Origin of the sequence: Streptomyces albus subsp. chlorinus (assembly GCF_013302895.1) — a bacterium.
In the GTDB taxonomy this organism is placed as follows: domain Bacteria; phylum Actinomycetota; class Actinomycetes; order Streptomycetales; family Streptomycetaceae; genus Streptomyces; species Streptomyces chlorinus.
In genome coordinates this window covers 2,382,023-2,402,201 of record NZ_VJOK01000001.1, presented here as the reverse complement: position 1 = coordinate 2,402,201, position 20,179 = coordinate 2,382,023, and the positions used below count along the sequence as shown (strand labels likewise).

Below are 20,179 nucleotides of genomic sequence, written 5' to 3'. Positions count from 1 at the left end.
TGACGTAGATTGCGCTCGAAGAGACCCACGGCGGGCCCCGGCCCCGGGCGCACACGGGCGCCCGGGGCCGCCGCCGCGGCAGCGCGAGGGGTACGTACGGGCGTGACTGGAGACACCGGGGCGGGAGAGACCGGGACCACCGGGAAGGGGCGCGTGGCGGGCGCCGCGAGCGGCGGCGCGCTCGCGGAGAGTGGCGGACCTCCGCGGCGGGCGGTGGCCGAGGCCCGCCGTGTCGTCGTCAAGGTCGGCTCCTCGTCCCTGACCACCGCGGCGGGCGGACTGGACGCCGACCGGGTGGACGCCCTCGTCGACGTACTGGCCCAGCACGCCGACCGGCCCGACCGCGAGATAGTGCTGGTCTCCTCCGGCGCCATCGCCGCCGGGCTGGCGCCGCTGGGCCTGGCCAAGCGCCCCCGCGACCTGGCCCGCCAGCAGGCGGCGGCCAGCGTCGGCCAGGGCCTGCTGGTGGCCCGGTACACGGCCTCCTTCGCGCGCTACGGGCGCCGCGTCGGCCAGGTGCTGCTGACCTCCGACGACACCAGCCGCCGCGCGCACTACCGCAACGCCTACCGCACCCTCGACCAGCTGCTGGCCATGGGCGCCGTGCCCGTCGTCAACGAGAACGACACGGTGGCCACCGACGAGATCCGCTTCGGGGACAACGACCGGCTCGCCGCGCTCGTCGCCCACCTGGTCCGCGCCGACCTGCTGGTGCTCCTCTCCGACGTGGACGGCCTCTACGACGGCAACCCGGCCACCCCGGGCACCCGCCGCATCCCCGAGGTGCGGGGCCCGGCCCAGCTGGAGGGCATCGACATCGGCAGCGCGGGCAGCGCGGGCGTCGGCACGGGCGGCATGGTCACCAAGGTGGAGGCGGCGGGCATCGCGGCCGGCGCGGGGGTGCCCGTCGTGCTGACCTCCGCCGTGCACGCGGCGGACGCGCTGGCCGGCCGCGAGACGGGCACCTACTTCCATCCGACCGGGCGCCGCGCGGCGGGCAGGCTGCTGTGGCTCGCGCACGCCTCCGCGCCCACCGGGGCGCTCACCCTGGACGAGGGCGCCGTGCGGGCCGTCGTGGAGCGCCGCACCTCGCTGCTGCCCGCGGGGATCGCCGGGGTGGAGGGTGACTTCTCGGCCGGCGATCCGGTGGAGCTGCGCGACACCGGGGGGCGGCCGGTGGCGCGGGGGCTGGTGAACTTCGACGCCAGGGAGCTGCCCAGGCTGCTCGGCCGCTCCACGCGTGAGCTGGCCCAAGAGCTGGGTCCGGCCTACGAGCGGGAGGTCGTCCACCGGGACGACCTGGTCGTGCTGCGGCCCTGAGCGGCCCCGGCCGGCGCCGGTGTTCCGTACGGCTGAGCGAGGCCGCACCCGGAGGGGTCGGGAAAAAGTCCAGCCTTTCCACGGACACCTTCCGCAAAACGGCCCCGCGGGGGGCTGCGGACTGGTCAACTTTGACTCGGGCGGTGCGCGGCACGTGCACCCGCACGTGCACGCGCCCTCCTCGCCGCGAACACCAGCACCACTCCAGGAGGCCACCGGTGAGGCGACTGGCCAGCGTCGACATGACACTTTCCCCGTCTGTTCCCCCGCCCGAGGAACGGGTCCGCTCCCGGCTCTGGCACATCACCCTGAGCGTCGCCGGGCGTCAGGCGCCGCTGGCCGAGGTGCGGCGTGCCCTCGAACAGCTCGCCCACGACCACCCGTTCCTCCTGACCAGCCGCTACGCCAACGACCACGCCGAGATCCGCTACTGGGAGGAGGCCCGCGACCTGCACGACGCGGCGGCCGTGGCGCTGCGGCTGTGGGGCGAGCACCGCTCCTCGGCCAAGCTGCCGCCCTGGGAGATCGTCGGGCTGGAGGTGATCGGCCGTGAGACCTATCACCAGCGCGTCGCCGAGGGGTACGGCCCGCCGCCGGCCAGCCCGGTGGGGGTGCACCCGTTCTGAGCCACGGGGCGGGCCCACGCGAGGCCGGGCGCCGGGGCGGGTCCCGCTCCGGGCGGGCCCACCCGAGGCCGGGTCCCCGCTCCGAGGCCGGGTCCCCGCTCCGAGACGCCGGGGCGGCCCGGCGCGGGTGACGGTTACCATGCGCGCCATGAGCGCATCCCAGACCACGGACACCCCCGTCCTGGCGACGGCCCGCCGCGCGCGGACGGCGGCCGCGGCCCTCGCCCCGGCCCCCCGGACCGTCCGCGACGCCGCCCTGGCCGCCCTCGCCGACGCGCTCACCGCGCGCACCGGCGAGATCGTGACCGCCAACGCCGAGGACGTCGCCAGGGCGCGTGCCGAGGGCACCCCCGAGTCCGTCGTCGACCGGCTCACGCTCACCCCCGAGCGGGTCGCGGCCATCGCCTCCGACGTGCGCGACGTGATCGCCCTGCCCGACCCGGTGGGCGAGGTGCGGCGCGGCTCGACGCTGCCCAACGGGCTGGAGCTGCGCCAGGTCCGTGTGCCCCTCGGGGTCGTCGGCATCATCTACGAGGCCCGCCCCAACGTCACCGTGGACGCGGCCGCCCTCTGCCTCAAGTCCGGCAACGCCGTCCTGCTGCGCGGCTCCTCCTCCGCGCACGCCTCCAACACCGCGCTGGTGACCGTCCTGCGCGACGCCGTGGCCGGTGCCGGGCTCCCCGCCGACGCCGTGCAGCTGGTGCCGGGCCTCAGCCGGGAGAGCGTCACCGAGCTGATGCGCGCCCGCGGCCTGGTGGACGTCCTCATCCCGCGCGGCGGCGCCTCGCTCATCAAGACCGTGGTCGAGCAGTCCACCGTGCCGGTCATCGAGACCGGCACCGGCAACTGCCACGTCTACGTCGACGAGCACGCCGACCTGGAGACCGCGCTGGCCATCCTCGTCAACTCCAAGGCCCAGCGCCCCAGCGTCTGCAACGCGGCCGAGACCGTGCTGGTGCACGCCGGGATCGCCGACGCCTTCCTGCCGCGCGCCCTGGAGGCCCTCGCGGAGGCCGGCGTGACCGTGCACGGCGACGCCGACTGGCAGAAGGCGGGGCAGACCGCGGGCCGGACCGTGGTGCCCGCCACCGACGACGACTGGGAGATGGAGTACCTCTCCCACGACATCGCCGCGGCCGTCGTCCCCTCGCTCGACGCCGCCGTCGAGCACATCCGCGCCTACAGCTCCGGGCACACGGAGGCGATCGTCACCGCGGACACCGCCGCAGCGCGCCGCTTCACCGCGCTGGTGGACTCGGCGGCCGTGATGGTGAACGCCTCCACCCGCTTCACCGACGGCGCCCAGTTCGGCTTCGGCGCCGAGATCGGCATCTCCACCCAGAAGCTGCACGCCCGCGGCCCCATGGGGCTGCCCGAGCTGACCTCCACGAAGTACGTGGTCACCGGTGACGGCCACGTGAGGCGGTGACGGCCGTCCGCCGCCGGCGAGGTCCCGGGGCGGGGCCGGCGAATCCTCTCCGGCCCTGCCCAAATTGACCGCATAGGTCTACGCTGGAGCGCGTGCCGGACGACGTGGGGGGCAGGCCGTTCCCGGACGGCGAGGAGCCCGACGACCGCGACCACGGGGCAGCGGACGACGAGTTCGCGTCCGTGGTGCTCGACGAGGATTTCGTGCGCGCCGCGCGGATCCACGAGCCGAGCGCCGCCGAGCGGATACCGGCCTCCGCGCAGTCCCACGCCGAACTCCCGGAGACCGAGAATCCGCGCCTCCTGGACGACGGCTTCGCCTACGGCCCCGGCACGGCCGGGTTCCCCCACGACGACGCCGAGGACGAGCTGTACGCCCCCGAGGGGGACGAGGCGGACGAGGACGACGAGGGCCGCTGGGACCGCTCCGACTACCGCGCGGGGTACGGCGGCCCCGGCCACCTGCCCGCCCGCTTCCCCCCGGACCTCGACGCCGACTACGAGCACGGCGCCGACTTCGGCTACCGGGCCTTCGGCCCCGCCGCGGACCACGGCGGACCGCGCCCCTACCGCGGCCACCGCAGCTGGCAGCGCCCGGTCGCCTGGGTGCTCGCGGTCGTGATGGGCATCGGCATGGTGGCGCTCGCCTTCTCGGCCGTCTACCGAGGCACCTCCGGCCAGCGCCAGGAGCCCGCACCGCCACCCGCCACCACCGGCGTGGACCCGACCGCGCCGGGCGCCCTGCCCACCGTCACCGCCGAGCCGCCGGGCGGCTGAGGCCGCGGCCACGGGCGGGGCGCCGCGGCGAGGGGACGCGAGACGACGACGGCGCGCGAGGCGTGAGGGGGCGCGCGGCGTGCGGGAGTGCGAGGCGTGAGGGGGCGTGAGCCGCGCGCGCAAGTTGTCCGGGACCGCCCAGTCCGCTTCCCCCGCACGGACCTACCCTGGTGGTATGGCCGGGCGAGTGGATCCTCCTGACGGGATGCCCGACGGGGCTTCCGGCGGCGACGACGAATACCGATCACTGGTGTTCGACGAGTCGTTCATCAAGGCTGCGCGGCTCCAGGAGTTCTCCGCCCAGGAGCGGCTGGAGGACGAGGAGCACGCCGCCGTCCGCCCCCGGCCGGAGGCCGAACGCCACGGCCGCACGGCCCTGGGCTTCTCCCGCCAGGGCCTCGTCCTGGTGCTGCTGATCGCCCTCGCCTTCGGCACCGCCATCTACATGGGCATCCGCAACCCCTACCGGACACCCACCCGGCCCGGCGCCGAGCCCATGCGCAGCGAGCTGATGCCGCTCGCCCCGCTCGACCCGGTACCGGGCGCCACCCCCGCCGATCTGTTCGAGCACAGCCCGGCCGCGCACTTCGGGAAGGGCGCCGACGGAGTGACCCTGCCCCCCGTTCGGAGCAGCGCGCACTTCTCGGAGAGTCAGGTGCTGGCCGCGCTCGCCGGCGCCAAGGACTACATCGTGGCCAGCTCCCTCGACCCGAAGGTGCTCGCCGGTGGCGCGGTGCGGCCCGTACGGGTGCTGCTGGACCCGTGGCAGCAGCGGCAGTTCGACCGGAGCGTGGAGAGCCCGCGCAACGACTCACGCCACGCGGCCACCGCCTGGATGGTGCGCTTCGACCCGGCCAAGGCCGCGCTGGCCAGCGACGAGGTGCGGGTGAGGGGGACGCTGGCCGTCCAGGAGGCCGGCGCCAACGCGCTGGAGGTCACCGCGGACCACGTCTTCGTGTACGCCGTGCGGCCCACCGACGCCGGCGACGGCAAGGAGGCCAGGAAGCAGGCGTCCCTCTTCTCCGTACGCCGTGAGGTGCGCTTCCACTTCGAACGGGGCGACCTGCGCGACCACCAGGTGTCCCTGCGCCAGGTCTCGATGCGGGCCGGGCCGATGAACTGCGCCGAGGACCCCTCCGACACCCTGACGCCGCTCCTGGCGGGCGAGCGCTCGAAGGACGTCGGCAGGGCGGGGACCGACCCGTTCGCACGGGGCCGGTCCACCGCCTCGATGTGCGGGCTGCTGGCCGACGACGCGCAGCCGAGCCCGGAGCATCCTTTCCGGCCGGACCGCTAGACGTCTCGGTCCGGACCTCTCGGTCCGGACTTCTCGGTCCAGACGTCTCCGTCCAGACCCCTCCGTTTCCGGTCCTTCCGTCTCAGGTCCTTTCCGGCCGGACGCCGGATCCCTGCCGCCGGAGGCCGCCCGTCAGCTCTGCCGGGCCCGCCGGTTCCGGCGGCGGACGGCTCCGCCCTGCCGGGCCGTCAGGCGCCGTCGGAGCCGTTGGCGCGGCCGTCGCCCTGCGTGCCGTTCCCGCCGCCCTGGCCGCCGCCCGAGCCCCGGCCCGTGAAGGTGTCGCGCAGCTTGCCGCCGACGTCCCCGACGCCGCCCGCGATGTCACGGAAGATGCCCATCAGCGGGTCCTTGCTGGTGCGCACCGACTCCGAGTAGTGGTCCGCCGACTCGCGGAAGGAGTCCCGTATGGAGGTGTCCTTGTCCTCGTGGCGCTTGGGGTAGTGGCCGTCCATGATCCGCTGGTAGTCGCGGCTGGTGGCCCACTTCTTCAGCTCCGCCGCCCGCACGGTGGTGAACGGGTGGGAGCGCGGCAGCACGTTCATGATCTTCAGGACGGAGTCGCGGACGTCGCCGCCCGCCTCGTACTCCTCCGCCTGCTTCAAGAAGGCGTCGACGTTCATCTCGTGCAGGTGGTTGCCGCCCGCCAGCTTCATCAGGCCGCGCATCGAGGCCTGGAGGTCCTGGCCGACCAGCAGGCCGGCACGGTCGGCCGACAGCTCCGACTTCCTGAACCACTCGCGCAGCCCCACCATCAGGGCCCGGACGGCGACACTGCCCAGCGGGATCCAGGCGATGTTCATCGCGAGGTTGGACAGGAACAGCAGTATCGTCCGGTAGACGGCGTGGCCGGAGAGCGCGTGCCCGACCTCGTGGCCGACGACCGCGCGCATCTCCTCCTCGTCGAGCAGCTCGACCAGGCCGGTGGTGACCACGATGATCGGCTCGTCCATGCCCACGCACATCGCGTTGGGCTTCGGGTCCTGCGTCACGTACATCGGCGGGACCTTCTCCAGGTCCAGGATGTAACAGGCGTCCCGCAGCATCGCGTTGAGGTGCGCGAACTGCTGGTCGCTGACCCGTACCGAGTCGGAGAGGAACAGCAGCCGCATGCTGCGCTCGGGCAGCAGCCCGCTCAGCGCCTTGACCGCCGTGTCGAAGCCGGTCAGCTTGCGTGCCGCGACCAGCGCCGAGCGGTCGGTCGGGTGTTCGTACGCCCGGGACGAGATCCCCGGGAAGCGCCGCCTCTCGCGGCCCGGCAGGCGCTCCGTACCGCCAGTGCCGTCTGTCATGGTGTTTCCCCCTCCTCGACTGGGCTGTCCACACTAGAGGGTGGGACGCGGAGCCGGGCCCTCCCGTTGCGTCCGGGCCCCGTGGGCTGAGTCGGAGTGAGGCGCCGGGGGGCCGCCGCTTACGATGTGGCTGCGCAGCTTCGCGCCGCACGCCCTGTGCGGCACGGGGACGCGCGGTACGCCAACTGTCCGCGCCTCACGGGATAGGTCCTGCCGACGATGACTCTGCCCAGCACCGCACACGACGCCCTGCTGACCCTCGCCTCCGGGGGCGAGCACGGCGAAGGCGGTCAGCACGAGAGCCTCAGCCCGTACCTGACCGGCGGGGGCGCGCTCGTCGCGCTCTTCCTGCTGCTGTGGATCACCACCCGCTTCAACCGGGACCGCTGAGCCGCCCTCCGGGGCGCCGGGCGACCGGACGCGGCAGGACGGGACGGACAGGGATAGAGTCGCGCCGCATGAAAGAGGACATAGTGCCCGGCACCGGTAAGCGGCGGCTCGGGGTGATGGGCGGCACCTTCGACCCCGTCCACCACGGTCACCTGGTGGCCGCCAGCGAGGTGGCCGCGCGCTTCGAGCTGGACGAGGTCGTCTTCGTACCGGCGGGGCAGCCGTGGCAGAAGAGCCACAAGCAGGTCTCGCCCGCCGAGGACCGCTATCTGATGACGGTCATCGCGACGGCGTCGAACCCGCAGTTCTCCGTCAGCCGGATCGACATCGACCGCGGCGGCAAGACCTACACCATCGACACGCTGCGCGAGCTGGCCGACGCCAACCCGGACACCGACCTGTTCTTCATCACCGGCGCCGACGCCCTCTCGCAGATCCTCAGCTGGCGCAACACCGAGGAACTCTTCTCGCTGGCCCACTTCATCGGCGTCACCCGGCCGGGGCACGCGCTGGCCGACCCCGGGCTGCCGCAGGGCGGCGTCTCCCTGGTCGAGGTCCCGGCGCTCGCCATCTCCTCCACCGACTGTCGCGCCCGGGTGGAACGCGGGGATCCGGTCTGGTATCTGGTCCCCGACGGTGTGGTGCGGTACATCAACAAGCGCGCGCTGTACCGGGGGGACCCAGAGGAGGAGTCGCGAGCGTGAGCGACGGCTACGGATACGACCCGTACGGCCGGCAGCCCGAGATCATCGGCTACGACGAGTACGGCAGGCCCGTATACCGCACCCAGGACGCGCAGCACAGCGACCCGTACGCCTCCCAGGACCCCTACGGCCTGTCCTACGCCACCGGTGACGACGCGGCCGGCACCGGTTACGGCACCGGCTACGCTGCGGCCGGTACCGCCTACGACGCGTACGGCCAGCAGGCGGACGCGGCCCAGCGGACGCGGCGGCCCTGGCTCCCCGGACAGAGCGGCCCCCCGCCGCAGGAGCACTACGACCAGCCCCAATACGAGCCCCGGCACGAGCTCCGATACGAACCGCAGTACGAGCAGCCGCGGTACGAGCAGGGCGGGCAGCCGCAGTACCAGGCCCCGCCGTACCAGGACCCGCGGCATCAGGCCCCGCCGTACGAGGCCCCGCCTTACGAGGAGGCGGGGCCGGGCGGGGCCCGGAGCGGTGAGGCGCGGGGCGCCGAGGCGTCGCACAGCGGCGAGGCCCCGAATGGTTCGGCCACGGAGGGTGACTACCGCACGGAGCAGTTCTCCTTCGTCGAGGAGGCGGCCGACGAGTCCGAGGACGTCATCGACTGGCTCAAGTTCACCGAGTCCCGGACCGAGCGCCGGGAGGAGGCCAGGCGCAGGGGCCGCAACCGCGTCGTCGCGCTGGTCGTCGCGCTCGCGCTGGTGCTGGCGGGCGGCGTGGGCTACCTCTGGTATGCGGGCATGCTGCCCGGCACGGGCGGTGACGAGGACAGGGCCGGGACGGCGGCAGGCGCGCAGCGGGACGTCATCGTGGTGCACCTGCGCGAGCGCGGCGGTGCCAGTTCCACCGCGCTGCTCGTGGACAACGAGAGCGCCGCCCGGGGCACCACCGTGCTGCTGCCGAACTCCCTGGCCGTCACCACGGAGGACGGGACCACCACCACGCTCGGCAGGTCGGTCGACGACCAGGGCGCGGGACCCACCCGTGACGCGCTCAACACGCTGCTCGGCTCCGACATCAAGGGCACCTGGCGGCTGGACACCCCGTTCCTGGAGAACCTCGTCGAACTGGTGGGCGGCATCGTGCTGGACACCGACGTGACCGTACCCGGCGTGAAGAAGGACTCCGCACCGCTGGTCGAACGGGGGAGCGCGCAGGACCTGGACGGGCGCGCCGCCGTCGCCTACTCCACCTACCGCGCCCCCGGTGAGACGCAGGACAAGCAGCTCCACCGCTTCGGCCAGGTCATGCAGGCGGTGCTCAAGAAGCTCTCCAGCGACCCGCAGGCGGCCACCAGAACCGTCGAGTCGCTCGGCCAGATCCCCGACCCCTCGCTCTCCGAGGGCCAGCTCGGCACCTCGCTCGCCAAGCTCGCCGCGCACGCCAAGAAGGGCGCCTACCGCACCCAGGTGCTGCCCGTCCAGGCGAACGGCACCCTCAGCGAGCGGGTCAGCGCCCAGGTCGTCAAGAAGGTGCTCGGCGGGACCGTCAAGAACTCCGACCCCGACGCCGCGCCCCGGGTCAGCCTGAAGAACGCCACGGGCAAGCGCACGCTCGACTCTGCCGCGTCCGTCGCGCTGGTCAACGGCGGCTACACCGTCGTCAAGGGCGGCACGGGTGCCGCCCGCGCCCGGTCGCTGGTCACCTACGCCGGTGCCCGGCAGAAGGCCGAGGCCGAGCAGGTCGCCAAGACGCTGGGACTGCCTGCCACCGCGGTCCGCGAGGCCGCCGGCGCCGCCAACGCGGACGTCACGGTCCTGCTGGGCGCCGACTACAAGGGCTGAGCCCCGCCCCCGGGCCCCGGCCCGGACGGATCCGCCGTCCCTCCCCGGGGCGGGAGGGAGGGCGGATATGGGGCTGAAGGCCCCCGCGCGGCCGTGAGACCCTGGAATACGACATGCTTCCGATCCGAAAGCCTTGCCTGTGACCGCCACGGACCGTTCCCTCGAGCTGATCGACGTCGCCGCCCAGGCCGCGGCGGACAAGCTCGCGCACGACATCGTCGCCTACGACGTCAGCGACGTGCTCGCCATCACCGACGCCTTCCTCCTCGCCTCCGCCCCCAACGACCGGCAGGTCAAGGGCATCGTCGACGCGATCGAGGAGCAGCTCCTCAAGAAGCTGGGTGCCAAGCCCGCCCGCCGGGAGGGCGAGCGGGAGGGCCGCTGGGTGCTGCTGGACTACGTCGACGTCGTCGTCCACGTCCAGCACAGCGAGGAGCGCGTCTTCTACGCCCTGGAGCGGCTCTGGAAGGACTGCCCCGAGCTGGAGCTGCCCGAGGACGCCAAGGCGACCCGCGGCAAGGCCGCCGAGCACGCGAACGCCACCGGCGCCGGGGAGGCCGCGACCCCCGGCGGACCGGCCGCAACCGGACGGGCGGGCGCACTGGACGGAGAGCTGCGCTGAACGGCACGGGCGCGGTCAGGAACCGCAAGATCGTTCTGTGGCGGCACGGCCAGACCGCCTGGAACCTGGAACGGCGCTTCCAGGGCACGACCGACATCCCGCTCACCGAGGTGGGGCTCGACCAGGCCCGGCGCGCGGCACGCCTGCTGGCGGCGCTGCGCCCCGACGCCATCGTCTCCTCCGACCTGCGGCGGACCGTGGCCACCGCCGCCGAGCTGGCGGCGCTCACCGGGCTCGATGTCACCTACGACGAGGGCCTGCGGGAGACCTACGCGGGCGACTGGCAGGGCCTCACCCACGAGGAGATCGTCGCCCGCTACGGCGAGCAGTACGCCGCCTGGAAGCGCGGCGAGCCCGTGCGGCGGGGCGGCGGTGAGCTGGAGACGGAGGTCGCCGACCGGGCGGCGCCCGTCGTGGAGCGCGGTGCCGAGAAGCTGCCGGACGGCGGCACCCTCGTCGTCGTCAGCCACGGCGGCACCATCCGCACCACCATCGGCCGGCTCATCGGGCTGCCGCCGGGCACCTGGGAGGCACTGGGCGGGCTCTCCAACTGCAGCTGGTCCGTCCTGGGCGAGACGGTGCGGGGCTGGCGGCTCCTCGAACACAACGCGGGCAGCCTGCCGGAGCCGGTGCTCGGCGACGACGACTGAGGCCGCCGTGCCGGGCCCGCCGGAGCCGATTTCTCATTCGGCCCGGCCACCCGCTAAGCTGCATCTCGTTCGCGGCGCTCCGGTGCCGGGGCCCGGGGCTATAGCTCAGTTGGTAGAGCGCTTGCATGGCATGCAAGAGGTCAGGAGTTCGATTCTCCTTAGCTCCACTCGACGCGGTTCCTCACATCCCGTCCTCCTCGGAGGGCGGGATTTTCGTCATGACGGTCTCCAAGCCTCCCTCGGCCCGCCCGGTCGGCCCGCAGCAGCCGCTCCCGTACCCGGGACGGCGGCTGGACGTGCACCGGGCAGCCGATCAGCGGGCCCGCTGTCGAGCGCGGCCGCTCCAGCCGCTGCCCGGTCTCCTCGTCGTACGGCACACGGCACAGAGGCCACCACACGGGTCTCGCCCGCGCCGCCGAGCTGCAACGAGGTGGAGCTGAGCCGCAGCTCGCCGACGGAGACGTGCCGCACCGGCTTGATCCACGCGCCGGACGGTGACACGTCGCCGCCCCACCGCCAGGCGTGCCCGCCCCACCGCGAGGCGTTCTCGTCCCGCCTCGTGCCGCGGTCCGGTGCTCTGGTCCCGCCGTCCTGTGCTCTCGTCCCGCCGCTCGGCATCCGCGCCCGGACCTCCGGGAGGCCGGGCCCGCACTCCGGTTGGCTCATCCCCCTCTTCGCGCGGTACTCGTCCCCTCTTCGCGCGGTATGAGGTACCGCTGTCCCGGCGCGGCGGCAGGACGCTGGTCTCACCGCTCGTCCTGCGGGCACCCGGCATCGTGCCGCCCTCGTGCGGATCTTGGCCATGATCGCGGTCAACTGCGGTTCTCATGCTCGTGCTTGATGCCCCATCTGCAAAGCGGACTCCAGATCTGCAAAGCTGACTCCGGATTCGGCAGAGCGGATTCCGGGTCTGCGTCGTGGTGCTGGGGGGCCGGACTGTCGTGCGCCTGCAACCCCGTGCTGGTGCGGCCCTCTCGGGCGTGCGTCCTGGTGAAGCGGCGGACGCCGGCGGGCTGTTGGCGCCGGCGGCCCGGCTGGGACTGGTGTGCGGGGGTGGCGGTGTTCGGTGCCGTCTTCTTCGAAAACCTCTCCGGGAACGTGGAACGGCGGCCTCCGCGGACGCGCCGACGGTCACCTGTGGCGCGCCGGCCGCCGGGATGCTTGTCGGCGCGCTGGCAGGCGTGTTGCAGTCGTGTGCGCGCCGGGTAAGGAACCGGGCGGGGGATCGCTGACCGCCCCTTAGGTCGAGCGGCGGAACGTGGCAGAATCGTGACGGCTGGGAGGGGGAAGCCAAGGGGAGGGACGAGTGCGATGTCCGCGACGGTCCTCGGCGAGGACGGCACCGCGTCCGCGCCCGGATGGCCCCCGCCCCGGCAGGAGCGCCCCTGTGGCGCCCCGGACAACCTGCAGTGCCCGTCCTGTGGTTCGGCGAACGTCGCCCAAGTGCTCGGCGACAATGGAGGAGTGTCCTACGTGTGCACGGCTTGCGGCCACATCTGGAGCTGAGTGAGCGATGGGGGCCCACAGCAGGAAGTGCGACTGGTGCGGCAGCGGCACCCCGATCGTGCGCGACATGGAACCGGTCAACCCGTCGTACCAGTACTGGTGCGAGGACTGCGCGCGGGCGCTGATCATAAAGGGCGACCCGATCGAGACCTACCGCGAGCTGGACGGGGAACCGATCTACGGGCGCCTGTTGGACGCCCACTGCACCCTGAAGCGGTTCTACTCCTTCGCGACGGCCTGAGAGACGTCCGCGGCGTTTCCGGAGGCGTCCACGGCGGCCCCGGAGGCATGCGCGACGGTCCCCGGGGCCTGCGCCCGTGGCCGGCTCGCCGTGGGCCGGTCCGCCAGGGGGCGCGGGGACGGTGCGTCAGCCGACGGCCTGATCCGTCCGGCTGTGCGCGCGCCACGCCCCTCCCGCCGGTTTCCAGTTCCCCGCCGGTCCCGCAGTGCGCCGCGCAGTGCCACCGTCGCCGTCAGGACCAGGAACGCCGTCCCGACGAGGGGATAGCAGGCCGACAGGAGCATCTGTGCGCCGTTCTGACGCAGTTCGAGGGCGCGGGGCGCGTCCGGGTCGTGCGGCACCCACCACAGCGCGTACGAGCCGAAGACCAGCGCCGTCAGCGCGAAGGCGACCGGCGGGAGCCCGCCCGCGCGCCGCCGTGCCTCCGTGCCGAGCAGCAGCACCAGCGGCACGCACCACACCCAGTGGTGCGACCAGGAGATCGGGCTGATCAGCAGGGCCGTGACAGCGCAGGCGACGGCTCCCCAGGCATGCCCGCAGGGGAGCCGCCGCTGTCCCGCGAGGGTGGCGGCCACGGCGGCGCCCAGCCCGAGCACGGCCGTCAGCACCGCCGCCGCGGCCCACGGCACACCGGGCTCCCCGGTGTGCAGCAGGCGCGCCGCCACACCGCTCAGCGCCTGGTTGTCGGTGATCTCCGTACGGCCCACCCGGCCGGAGTCGAAGAGGGTGCCGCCCCAGAAGCGCCGCGAGTCGTACGGCAGCACCAGCGCGGACAGCAGCGCGGTGCCCAGGAACGTCACCGTCGCGACGGCGGCCTGGCGCAGCCACGGGTTCCACAGCGCCTCGGCGCGGCCCGTACGGCGCAGCCGCCGCCAGCCGTGGACCAGGCCGCACAGGGCGAGGAAGACGGCGAACAGCGCGGGCGTCAGCTTGATGCCGGCCGCGACACCGATACCGACCCCCGCCCAGCGGTGCCCCGAGCGCCGGGTCAGGTCCCACAGCACCAGTGCGGCCAGCAGCAGATTGATCTGTCCGTAGCGCAGCGTCGTCCACACCGGCTCGCACCACACGGCCACGGCCGCGATCCCCAGGGCGGCGGCGGGACGGGGTGCCTCCAGCGGGCGGCCCAGCAGCCGCAGGGACAGATGGACGAGCACCACCAGCAGACCGAGGTTGACGAAGGTCGCCACGCTCCGCATGTCGTCGACGTCCAGCAGCGTCAGCGGCAGGAAGAGCAGCGCGGCGAAGGGCGGGTAGGTGGTGGGCAGGTCCGCGTAGGTGGCGCGCATCGCGTACAGGTCGTAGCCGTTGCGTACGGCCCAGCCCTCGGCCCGGTAGACCATCAGATCGATCATCGAGACGTCGGCGGCCCGCTGGGCCGCCCAGAAGGCGGCGAAGGAGACCGTGCACAGGGCCGCCGCCAGCGTCACCGGGCGGCGCAGCAGATACGTTTTGAGCGCCAGTGACCATTTGCTTTCGGCGGCCTGTTGCAACGTGCTCACGGGGCGACAGTACCGGCCGGTCGGTGGCCGGAGCGGAGGGCGGGGCCGCCCGGCCCGGATGCCCCGGGAAACCGATTTGGCAGAACGCGGTGCACGCCGTGTAAGCTGGCGGAGCCGCCGCGGGGAAGACCCCGGCGGACCACCCCTCGGGGCTATAGCTCAGTTGGTAGAGCGCTTGCATGGCATGCAAGAGGTCAGGAGTTCGATTCTCCTTAGCTCCACGTCAGCAAGAGGCGAGGTGTGCCTGCGGAAAGCGCAGGCCATCTCGCTTCCTTTGTTTTTGCGCGGTTTCGCCGCGCGATGTGGGGGCTTCGCCACCCACACCCCCTCGCATGGGGCTCCCTCACGTGGGCAGGCGGGGTGCTCCCTCTCGTTCTCCCTCGCGGGGTCGTTCTCTCTCGTGGGGCTCTTCCGGGGCGGTCGCCTCCTGGGGGAGGGGGTCGGGGCGTGCGGTACCCTGTGCCGTATGCGTGCCGTACGCCTTCTGCTGAGCGAGCCGCGCTGAACCACCACCGGTCCCTTTCCCGCGGACCGGAACCGGCGCGGCTCCCCCTCCTGTGCGAGGGGTTTTTTCGTTTCAGGAGGGCTGGGCAGTCACGACCGATGGAGCTTTGAGGACGATGAGCGAGACGACCCCCGCCGCCGGGACCGCGGCCCCTTATCGCTACACGGCGGCGCTGGCCGCCGACATCGAGGCACGCTGGCAGGACTTCTGGGAGAAGGAGGGCACCTACGAGGCGCCCAATCCCGGTGAGGGCCCGCTGGGCGGCGAGCCCGCCGCGACGGCCAGGCCCAAGAAGTTCATCATGGACATGTTCCCGTACCCCTCGGGTGCGGGCCTGCACGTCGGTCACCCGCTGGGCTACATCGCCACCGATGTCTACGCCCGCTACGCGCGCATGACCGGGCACAACGTCCTGCACACCCTGGGCTTCGACGCCTTCGGGCTGCCCGCCGAGCAGTACGCCGTCCAGACCGGCACCCACCCGCGCACCTCCACCGAGGCCAACATGGTCCGGATGAAGGCGCAGCTGCGCCGCCTGGGCCTGGGCCACGACCAGCGCAGGTCGTTCGCGACGATCGACCCGGAGTACTACCGCTGGACCCAGTGGATCTTCCTGCAGATCTTCAACTCCTGGTACGACCCCGAGGCCCGCAAGGCGCGCCCCATCGCGGAGCTGGTCGAGCAGTTCGTCTCCGGCAGCCGTGAGACCCCCGAGGGCTGGGGGCCGTGGAGCGAGCTGAGCGAGCGCGAGCGGGCCGACCTGCTGGGCGAGTACCGGCTGGCCTACGCCTCCGACGCCCCCGTCAACTGGAGCCCCGGCCTGGGCACCGTGCTGGCCAACGAGGAGGTCACCGCGGACGGCCGTTCCGAGCGCGGCAACTTCCCCGTCTTCAAGGCGAAGCTGCGCCAGTGGAACATGCGCATCACCGCCTACGCGGACCGGCTGCTGGAGGACCTGGACGAGCTGGACTGGCCCGAGGCCATCAAGCTGCAACAGCGCAACTGGATCGGCCGAAGCGAGGGCGCCAGGATCGCCTTCCCGCTGGGCGAGGAGCACATCGAGGTCTTCACCACCCGGCAGGACACCCTGTTCGGCGCCACCTACATGGTGCTGGCCCCCGAGCACCCGCTGGTCGAGTCCGTCGTCCCCGCCGTGTGGCCCGAGGGCACCCACGAGGTGTGGACCGGCGGCCACGCGACCCCCGCGGAGGCCGTGGCCGCCTACCGCGCGCAGGCGGAGGCCAAGTCGGACGTGGAGCGCCAGGCGGAGGCCAAGGAGAAGACCGGCGTCTTCACCGGCGCCTTCGCCCTCAACCCGGTCAGCAAGGAGCGCGTCCCGGTCTTCATCGCCGACTACGTGCTGATGGGCTACGGCACCGGCGCGATCATGGCCGTTCCCGCGCACGACCAGCGTGACTTCGAGTTCGCGCGCGCCTTCGAGCTGCCGATGCGCTGCGTCGTCGAGCCCACCGACGGACGCGGACCGGACCCGGCCACCTGGCAGGACGCGTTCTCCTCGTACGACGCGGCCATCGTCAACTCGTCCAACGACGACATCAGCCTGGACGGCCTGGGCGTGGCCGAGGCCAAGGAGCGGATGCGGCGCTGGCTGGAGGAGCGCGGACTGGGCGAGGGCACGGTCAACTACCGGCTGCGCGACTGGCTGTTCAGCCGTCAGCGGTACTGGGGCGAGCCGTTCCCGATCGTCTACGACGAGGACGGCATCGCCCACGCGCTGCCCGAGTCGATGCTGCCGCTGGAACTGCCCGAGGTCGAGGACTACTCCCCGCGCACCTTCGACCCGGACGACGCCGACACCTCCCCGGAGACGCCGCTGTCCCGGAACGAGGAGTGGGTCGATGTCACGCTGGACCTGGGCGACGGCAAGGGGCCCCGGCGCTTCCGCCGTGAGACCAACACGATGCCCAACTGGGCCGGCTCGTGCTGGTACGAACTGCGCTACCTGGACCCGCACAACGACGAGAGGCTGGTCGACCCGGAGGTCGAGCGCTACTGGATGGGTCCGCGCGAGGGCATGCCGCACGGCGGTGTGGACCTGTACGTGGGCGGCCAGGAGCACGCCGTGCTGCACCTGCTGTACGCCCGCTTCTGGTCGAAGGTGCTGTACGACCTGGGGCACATCTCCTCGTCCGAGCCGTTCCACAAGCTGTACAACCAGGGCATGATCCAGGCGTACGTCTACCGTGACGCACGCGGTATCGCCGTACCGGCCGCCGAGGTGGAGGAGCGCGACGGCGCGTACTACTACCAGGGCGAGAGGGTCAGCCGCCTGCTGGGCAAGATGGGCAAGTCCCTGAAGAACGCCGTCACCCCGGATGAGATCTGTTCGGAGTACGGCGCCGACACCCTGCGCCTGTACGAGATGGCCATGGGCCCGCTGGACGTCTCGCGGCCCTGGGACACCCGGGCGGTCGTCGGCCAGTTCCGGCTGCTGCAGCGGCTGTGGCGCAACGTGGTGGACGAGGCGACGGGCGAGGCCGCGGTCGCCGACAGCGAGCCGGACGAGGCGACGCTGCGCGCTCTGCACAAGGCGATCGACGGCGTCACCCAGGACATGGCCGCACTGCGCTTCAACACCGCCATCGCCAAGATCACGGAGCTGAACAACCACGTCACCAAGCTGCGCGAGGTCCCGCGCTCGGTGGCCGAGAAGATGGTCCTGCTGATCGCTCCGCTGGCCCCGCACACCGCCGAGGAGCTGTGGCGCAAGCTGGGCCACGAGGAGACGGTCGTCCACCAGGACTTCCCCGTCGCCGACCCGGCCTACCTGGTGGACGAGACGGTGACCTGCGTCGTTCAGGTCAAGGGCAAGGTCAAGGCCCGGCTGGAGGTCCCGCCCTCCGTCTCCGAGGCGGACCTGGAGGCCCTGGCCCTGGCCGAGCCGGTGATCGTCAAGACGCTGGGCGGGGCCGAGGTGCGGAAGGTGATCGTCCGCGCGCCGAAGCTGGTCAACATCGTCCCGGCCTGAGGCATCCCGGCCCGGCCGGGCCGGCCCCTACGGGAGGTTTCGGGGGCGGCTGGGGGTTCTGGAGGAACCCTCGGCCGCCCCCGCCCGTTTAGGCTGAACGGAGACGGTGCGGAGGACGGACCAAGGAGCGACCTGTGGACGTGGGAGTCTTCATCGGGCTGGTGCTCTTGCTGGCCTTCCTCGCCTTCGGCGCGATCGTCACGGTCCGGGCCGTCCGGGCCGTCAAACGCGGCGTGGAGCGCACCGGAGCCCAGGTGCGGCGCACGGTGGAGGAGACCACCCTCAAGGCCCGTACGGCACAGCCCGGCCCGGTCGGTGAAGCCGCCCGGCTCCGCCTGGAGCTGCGCTCCTCCATCGACGGCACGCGGGCCGCGCTGGAGGCGGGCGCCCGCCAGGACCCGGGCCTGTCCGAGGCCCTCGGCCTGCTCGACCAGCTCCACGAGCACGCCCGCCAGCTCGACGGGGAGCTTCGTCTGCTGATGGAGCGCGAGCCGGACCGCGCGCGGATCTCGGCCCGGCTCCCCGAGGCACGGGAGCGGGTCAGACACATCAAGGAGTCCGCGGACTCGCTGCGTTTCGCGGCCCAGGACCGTGCGAGCCGGTTCGACAGCGAGGGCTTGTCCGCCCTGCGCGACAGGATCGACGTGGAGGCCGGCGCGCTGCGCCACTGGGACTCCGGGCCGATGGTGGCCGGACCGGAGGCGGACGGCGCGGTATCCGGCGGCGCCGGTGAGCGCCCGGCGGGCGGAACGCGCCCCGGCGAGCGGACCTCCCAGGCGGAGCAGCCTGCCGACCGGTCCCGCCCCCGCGAGCTGGGCCCGTCCGCCCAGGGGCTGAACGGGCTCGACCCCTCGCTGACCGACCCGGCTGCCGACCGCGAGCGGACGGAACCGGCCCCGGCGTTCCGCAAGCGCCCCCCGCGGAGCGCCTCCTGAGCGGCCCCGTTCACCCGCCCGATAGCCTCCGTTCCATGCACGGCCCTCTCGCGATCATCACCGATTCCACCGCCTATCTGCCCTCGGAGGCGCTGCGCCGGCACGGGATCACGGCCGTGCCGCTGACCGTCGTCCTCGGCGACGAGGCTCTGGAGGAGGGCACCGAGATCTCCGCCCGCTCGCTGGCGATCGCCCTGCGCGAGCGGCGCCCGGTGACCACGTCCCGTCCCAGCCCCGACACCTTCGCGAGCGCCTACCGCACCGCTGCCGAGGCGGGGGCGGAGGGAATCGTTTCGCTGCACCTGTCGGCCGAGTTCTCGGGCACGTACGACGCCGCCTGTCTGGCCGCCAAGGACGCGCCCGTCCCGGTCCGGGTCGTGGACACCGGGGTCGTCGCGATGGCGCTGGGCTTCTGCGCCCTGGCCGCTGCCGACGCGGCCGAGGCGGGCGGATCCCTGGACGATGCCGTCACGGCCGCGCGGAAGCGCGCCGAGGCCACCTCGGCGGTCTTCTACGTCGACACACTGGACTATCTGCGCCGGGGCGGCCGGATCGGCGCCGCACAGGCCCTGCTGGGCTCCGCACTCGCGGTCAAGCCGCTGCTGGAGGTCGAGGACGGCCGGATCGGCATGCTGGAGAAGGTCAGGACCGCCTCGCGGGCCATGGCCAGGCTCGAGGAGATCGTGGTCGAGCGGGCCGGGGACGCCCGGGTGGACATCGCCGTGCACCACCTCGCCGCAGCCGAGCGCGCCCACCACCTCGCGGAGCGCTTCCGGAACAGGGTGCCGGGCTTGCGGGAACTCCATGTGAGCGAGGTCGGCGCCGTCATCGGCGCCCACACTGGACCGGGGCTCCTGGGGGCTGTGCTCTCCCTCAGATGAGTGAGCGAGTTGTCCACAACTCGCGGCTTGTCCACAGAAAACGAGCAAGATCACCAACCCGGGCCCAGGCTGCCTACCGTCGCTGCCCATGAGCGAACGAGCGGGACAACGAGCGGAAACCCGGCGGGCCGGGGCGGGCCGCGGTGCGGCGGGGGATGTGGGCGGTGCTGCCACGGGCGCGGGTGGTGCGGCTGGGGGCGTGGGCGGTGCTGCCATGAGTACGGGCGGTGCGGCCGGGGGCGCCGGTGGCGGGGCCTGGGCCAGGGCCGGTGCGGGGGTGGGGCATCCGCGTGGTGGGGCCGAAGGGTGGTCCGGGGGCGTGGTCGGTGGGGGTGTTTCCGGTGGCGGTGCGGTCGGTGATGTGGCCCGTGGGGGTGCGGCCGGCGGAGGCGCGGCCGACGGCGGTGAGGTGCGGGCCGGGGGCGCGGGCAGCTGGGGCGGTGTGCCGGGATGGGCCGAGGGGATGACCGGCGGAGCCCGCGTGCCGGAGTTGGCCGATGCTCCGGGGTGCGCCGATGCGCCGGGGTGGGGCCATGTGTCGGAGAGGGCTCACGAGCTGGAGAGGGCCCACGAGCCGGGGAGGGCTCGCGCGGAGAGCGGAGCTGCCCTCGCCTCGGAACCGGCCCAGGCCGCCGGCACCCGTACCGAGGTGCGGGGCAGGCGCCCGGCCCGTCGACGCCCGCCGCGAGGCCCCCGGACCAATCCCGGCACCGGGCCCGGCCGACGGGGA

At 73.2% G+C, this 20,179-nt stretch carries 17 protein-coding genes and 2 tRNA genes; 17 read left to right on the top strand and 2 right to left on the bottom strand.

The features are described 5' to 3' along the window. Positions 1-213 precede the first annotated feature (213 nt). The 5 genes from proB to FM076_RS10840 all read left to right on the top strand — a co-directional run bounded on the left by proB (position 214) and on the right by FM076_RS10840 (position 5,448). Entirely contained in the window at positions 214-1,320 is a 1,107-nt protein-coding gene (gene proB / locus FM076_RS10860; RefSeq protein ID WP_173874660.1) for a glutamate 5-kinase, read from the top strand. Positions 1,321-1,562: 242 nt separating this feature from the next. Beyond that, positions 1,563-1,946, top strand: a complete 384-nt coding sequence (locus tag FM076_RS10855; RefSeq protein WP_180217748.1) for a hypothetical protein — start codon at positions 1,563-1,565, stop codon at positions 1,944-1,946. Between the two features lie 139 nt (positions 1,947-2,085). Next, the gene (locus FM076_RS10850) at positions 2,086-3,375 is read left to right on the top strand and encodes a glutamate-5-semialdehyde dehydrogenase (RefSeq protein ID WP_428814796.1); all 1,290 of its coding nucleotides are present in this window, start codon (positions 2,086-2,088) and stop codon (positions 3,373-3,375) included. 92 nt (positions 3,376-3,467) lie between these two features. After that, positions 3,468-4,151, top strand: a complete 684-nt coding sequence (locus FM076_RS10845) for a hypothetical protein (protein WP_173869818.1) — start codon at positions 3,468-3,470, stop codon at positions 4,149-4,151. Between the two features lie 175 nt (positions 4,152-4,326). Further along, the gene (locus FM076_RS10840; protein ID WP_173869816.1) at positions 4,327-5,448 is read left to right on the top strand and encodes a hypothetical protein; all 1,122 of its coding nucleotides are present in this window, start codon (positions 4,327-4,329) and stop codon (positions 5,446-5,448) included. Between the two features lie 188 nt (positions 5,449-5,636). On the opposite strand, the gene FM076_RS10835 is transcribed toward FM076_RS10840, so the two are convergent. After that, complete coding sequence (locus FM076_RS10835) at positions 5,637-6,737, bottom strand: M48 family metallopeptidase (protein WP_173869814.1); 1,101 nt, start codon at positions 6,735-6,737, stop codon at positions 5,637-5,639. 219 nt (positions 6,738-6,956) lie between these two features. Here FM076_RS10835 and FM076_RS10830 point away from each other — a divergent pair, with 219 nt between their 5' ends. The 8 genes from FM076_RS10830 to FM076_RS10800 all read left to right on the top strand — a co-directional run bounded on the left by FM076_RS10830 (position 6,957) and on the right by FM076_RS10800 (position 12,637). Continuing rightward, on the top strand, positions 6,957-7,127 hold the full coding sequence (locus FM076_RS10830; RefSeq protein ID WP_173869812.1) for a hypothetical protein: 171 nt from the start codon (positions 6,957-6,959) through the stop codon (positions 7,125-7,127). 68 nt (positions 7,128-7,195) lie between these two features. Beyond that, entirely contained in the window at positions 7,196-7,831 is a 636-nt protein-coding gene (gene nadD, locus FM076_RS10825) for a nicotinate-nucleotide adenylyltransferase (RefSeq protein WP_173869810.1), read from the top strand. Continuing rightward, positions 7,828-9,618: a LytR C-terminal domain-containing protein gene (locus FM076_RS10820; protein WP_173869808.1), complete on the top strand. Its 1,791-nt coding sequence runs from the start codon at positions 7,828-7,830 to the stop codon at positions 9,616-9,618. The genes nadD and FM076_RS10820 overlap by 4 nt, the downstream gene beginning before the upstream one ends. A 139-nt stretch (positions 9,619-9,757) precedes the next feature. Then, on the top strand, positions 9,758-10,240 hold the full coding sequence (gene rsfS / locus FM076_RS10815) for a ribosome silencing factor (RefSeq protein ID WP_345944945.1): 483 nt from the start codon (positions 9,758-9,760) through the stop codon (positions 10,238-10,240). After that, positions 10,237-10,890 (top strand): histidine phosphatase family protein, encoded by a 654-nt coding sequence (locus FM076_RS10810; protein WP_173874659.1) that lies wholly within the window; start codon positions 10,237-10,239, stop codon positions 10,888-10,890. Before rsfS ends, FM076_RS10810 begins: the two co-directional genes overlap by 4 nt. Before the next feature lie 94 nt (positions 10,891-10,984). Continuing rightward, positions 10,985-11,057: transfer RNA gene (locus FM076_RS10805), tRNA-Ala, on the top strand. Between the two features lie 1,144 nt (positions 11,058-12,201). After that, positions 12,202-12,396: a hypothetical protein gene (locus tag FM076_RS35280; RefSeq protein ID WP_428814795.1), complete on the top strand. Its 195-nt coding sequence runs from the start codon at positions 12,202-12,204 to the stop codon at positions 12,394-12,396. Between the two features lie 7 nt (positions 12,397-12,403). After that, on the top strand, positions 12,404-12,637 hold the full coding sequence (locus FM076_RS10800) for a hypothetical protein (protein WP_173869806.1): 234 nt from the start codon (positions 12,404-12,406) through the stop codon (positions 12,635-12,637). Here FM076_RS10800 and FM076_RS10795 read toward each other — a convergent pair. After that, positions 12,616-14,130: a glycosyltransferase 87 family protein gene (locus FM076_RS10795; RefSeq protein WP_243274873.1), complete on the bottom strand. Its 1,515-nt coding sequence runs from the start codon at positions 14,128-14,130 to the stop codon at positions 12,616-12,618. The genes FM076_RS10800 and FM076_RS10795 overlap by 22 nt on opposite strands. 157 nt (positions 14,131-14,287) lie before the next feature. Here FM076_RS10795 and FM076_RS10790 point away from each other — a divergent pair. From FM076_RS10790 to FM076_RS10775, 4 genes are all read left to right on the top strand, one after another. Then, positions 14,288-14,360 (top strand) — tRNA-Ala (locus tag FM076_RS10790). Between the two features lie 399 nt (positions 14,361-14,759). Then, positions 14,760-17,633, top strand: a complete 2,874-nt coding sequence (gene leuS / locus FM076_RS10785) for a leucine--tRNA ligase (protein WP_173869804.1) — start codon at positions 14,760-14,762, stop codon at positions 17,631-17,633. Between the two features lie 134 nt (positions 17,634-17,767). Further along, positions 17,768-18,568: a hypothetical protein gene (locus FM076_RS10780; RefSeq protein ID WP_173869802.1), complete on the top strand. Its 801-nt coding sequence runs from the start codon at positions 17,768-17,770 to the stop codon at positions 18,566-18,568. A 35-nt stretch (positions 18,569-18,603) separates the two neighbouring features. Further along, entirely contained in the window at positions 18,604-19,449 is an 846-nt protein-coding gene (locus FM076_RS10775; RefSeq protein ID WP_173869800.1) for a DegV family protein, read from the top strand. Positions 19,450-20,179: the final 730 nt, after the last annotated feature.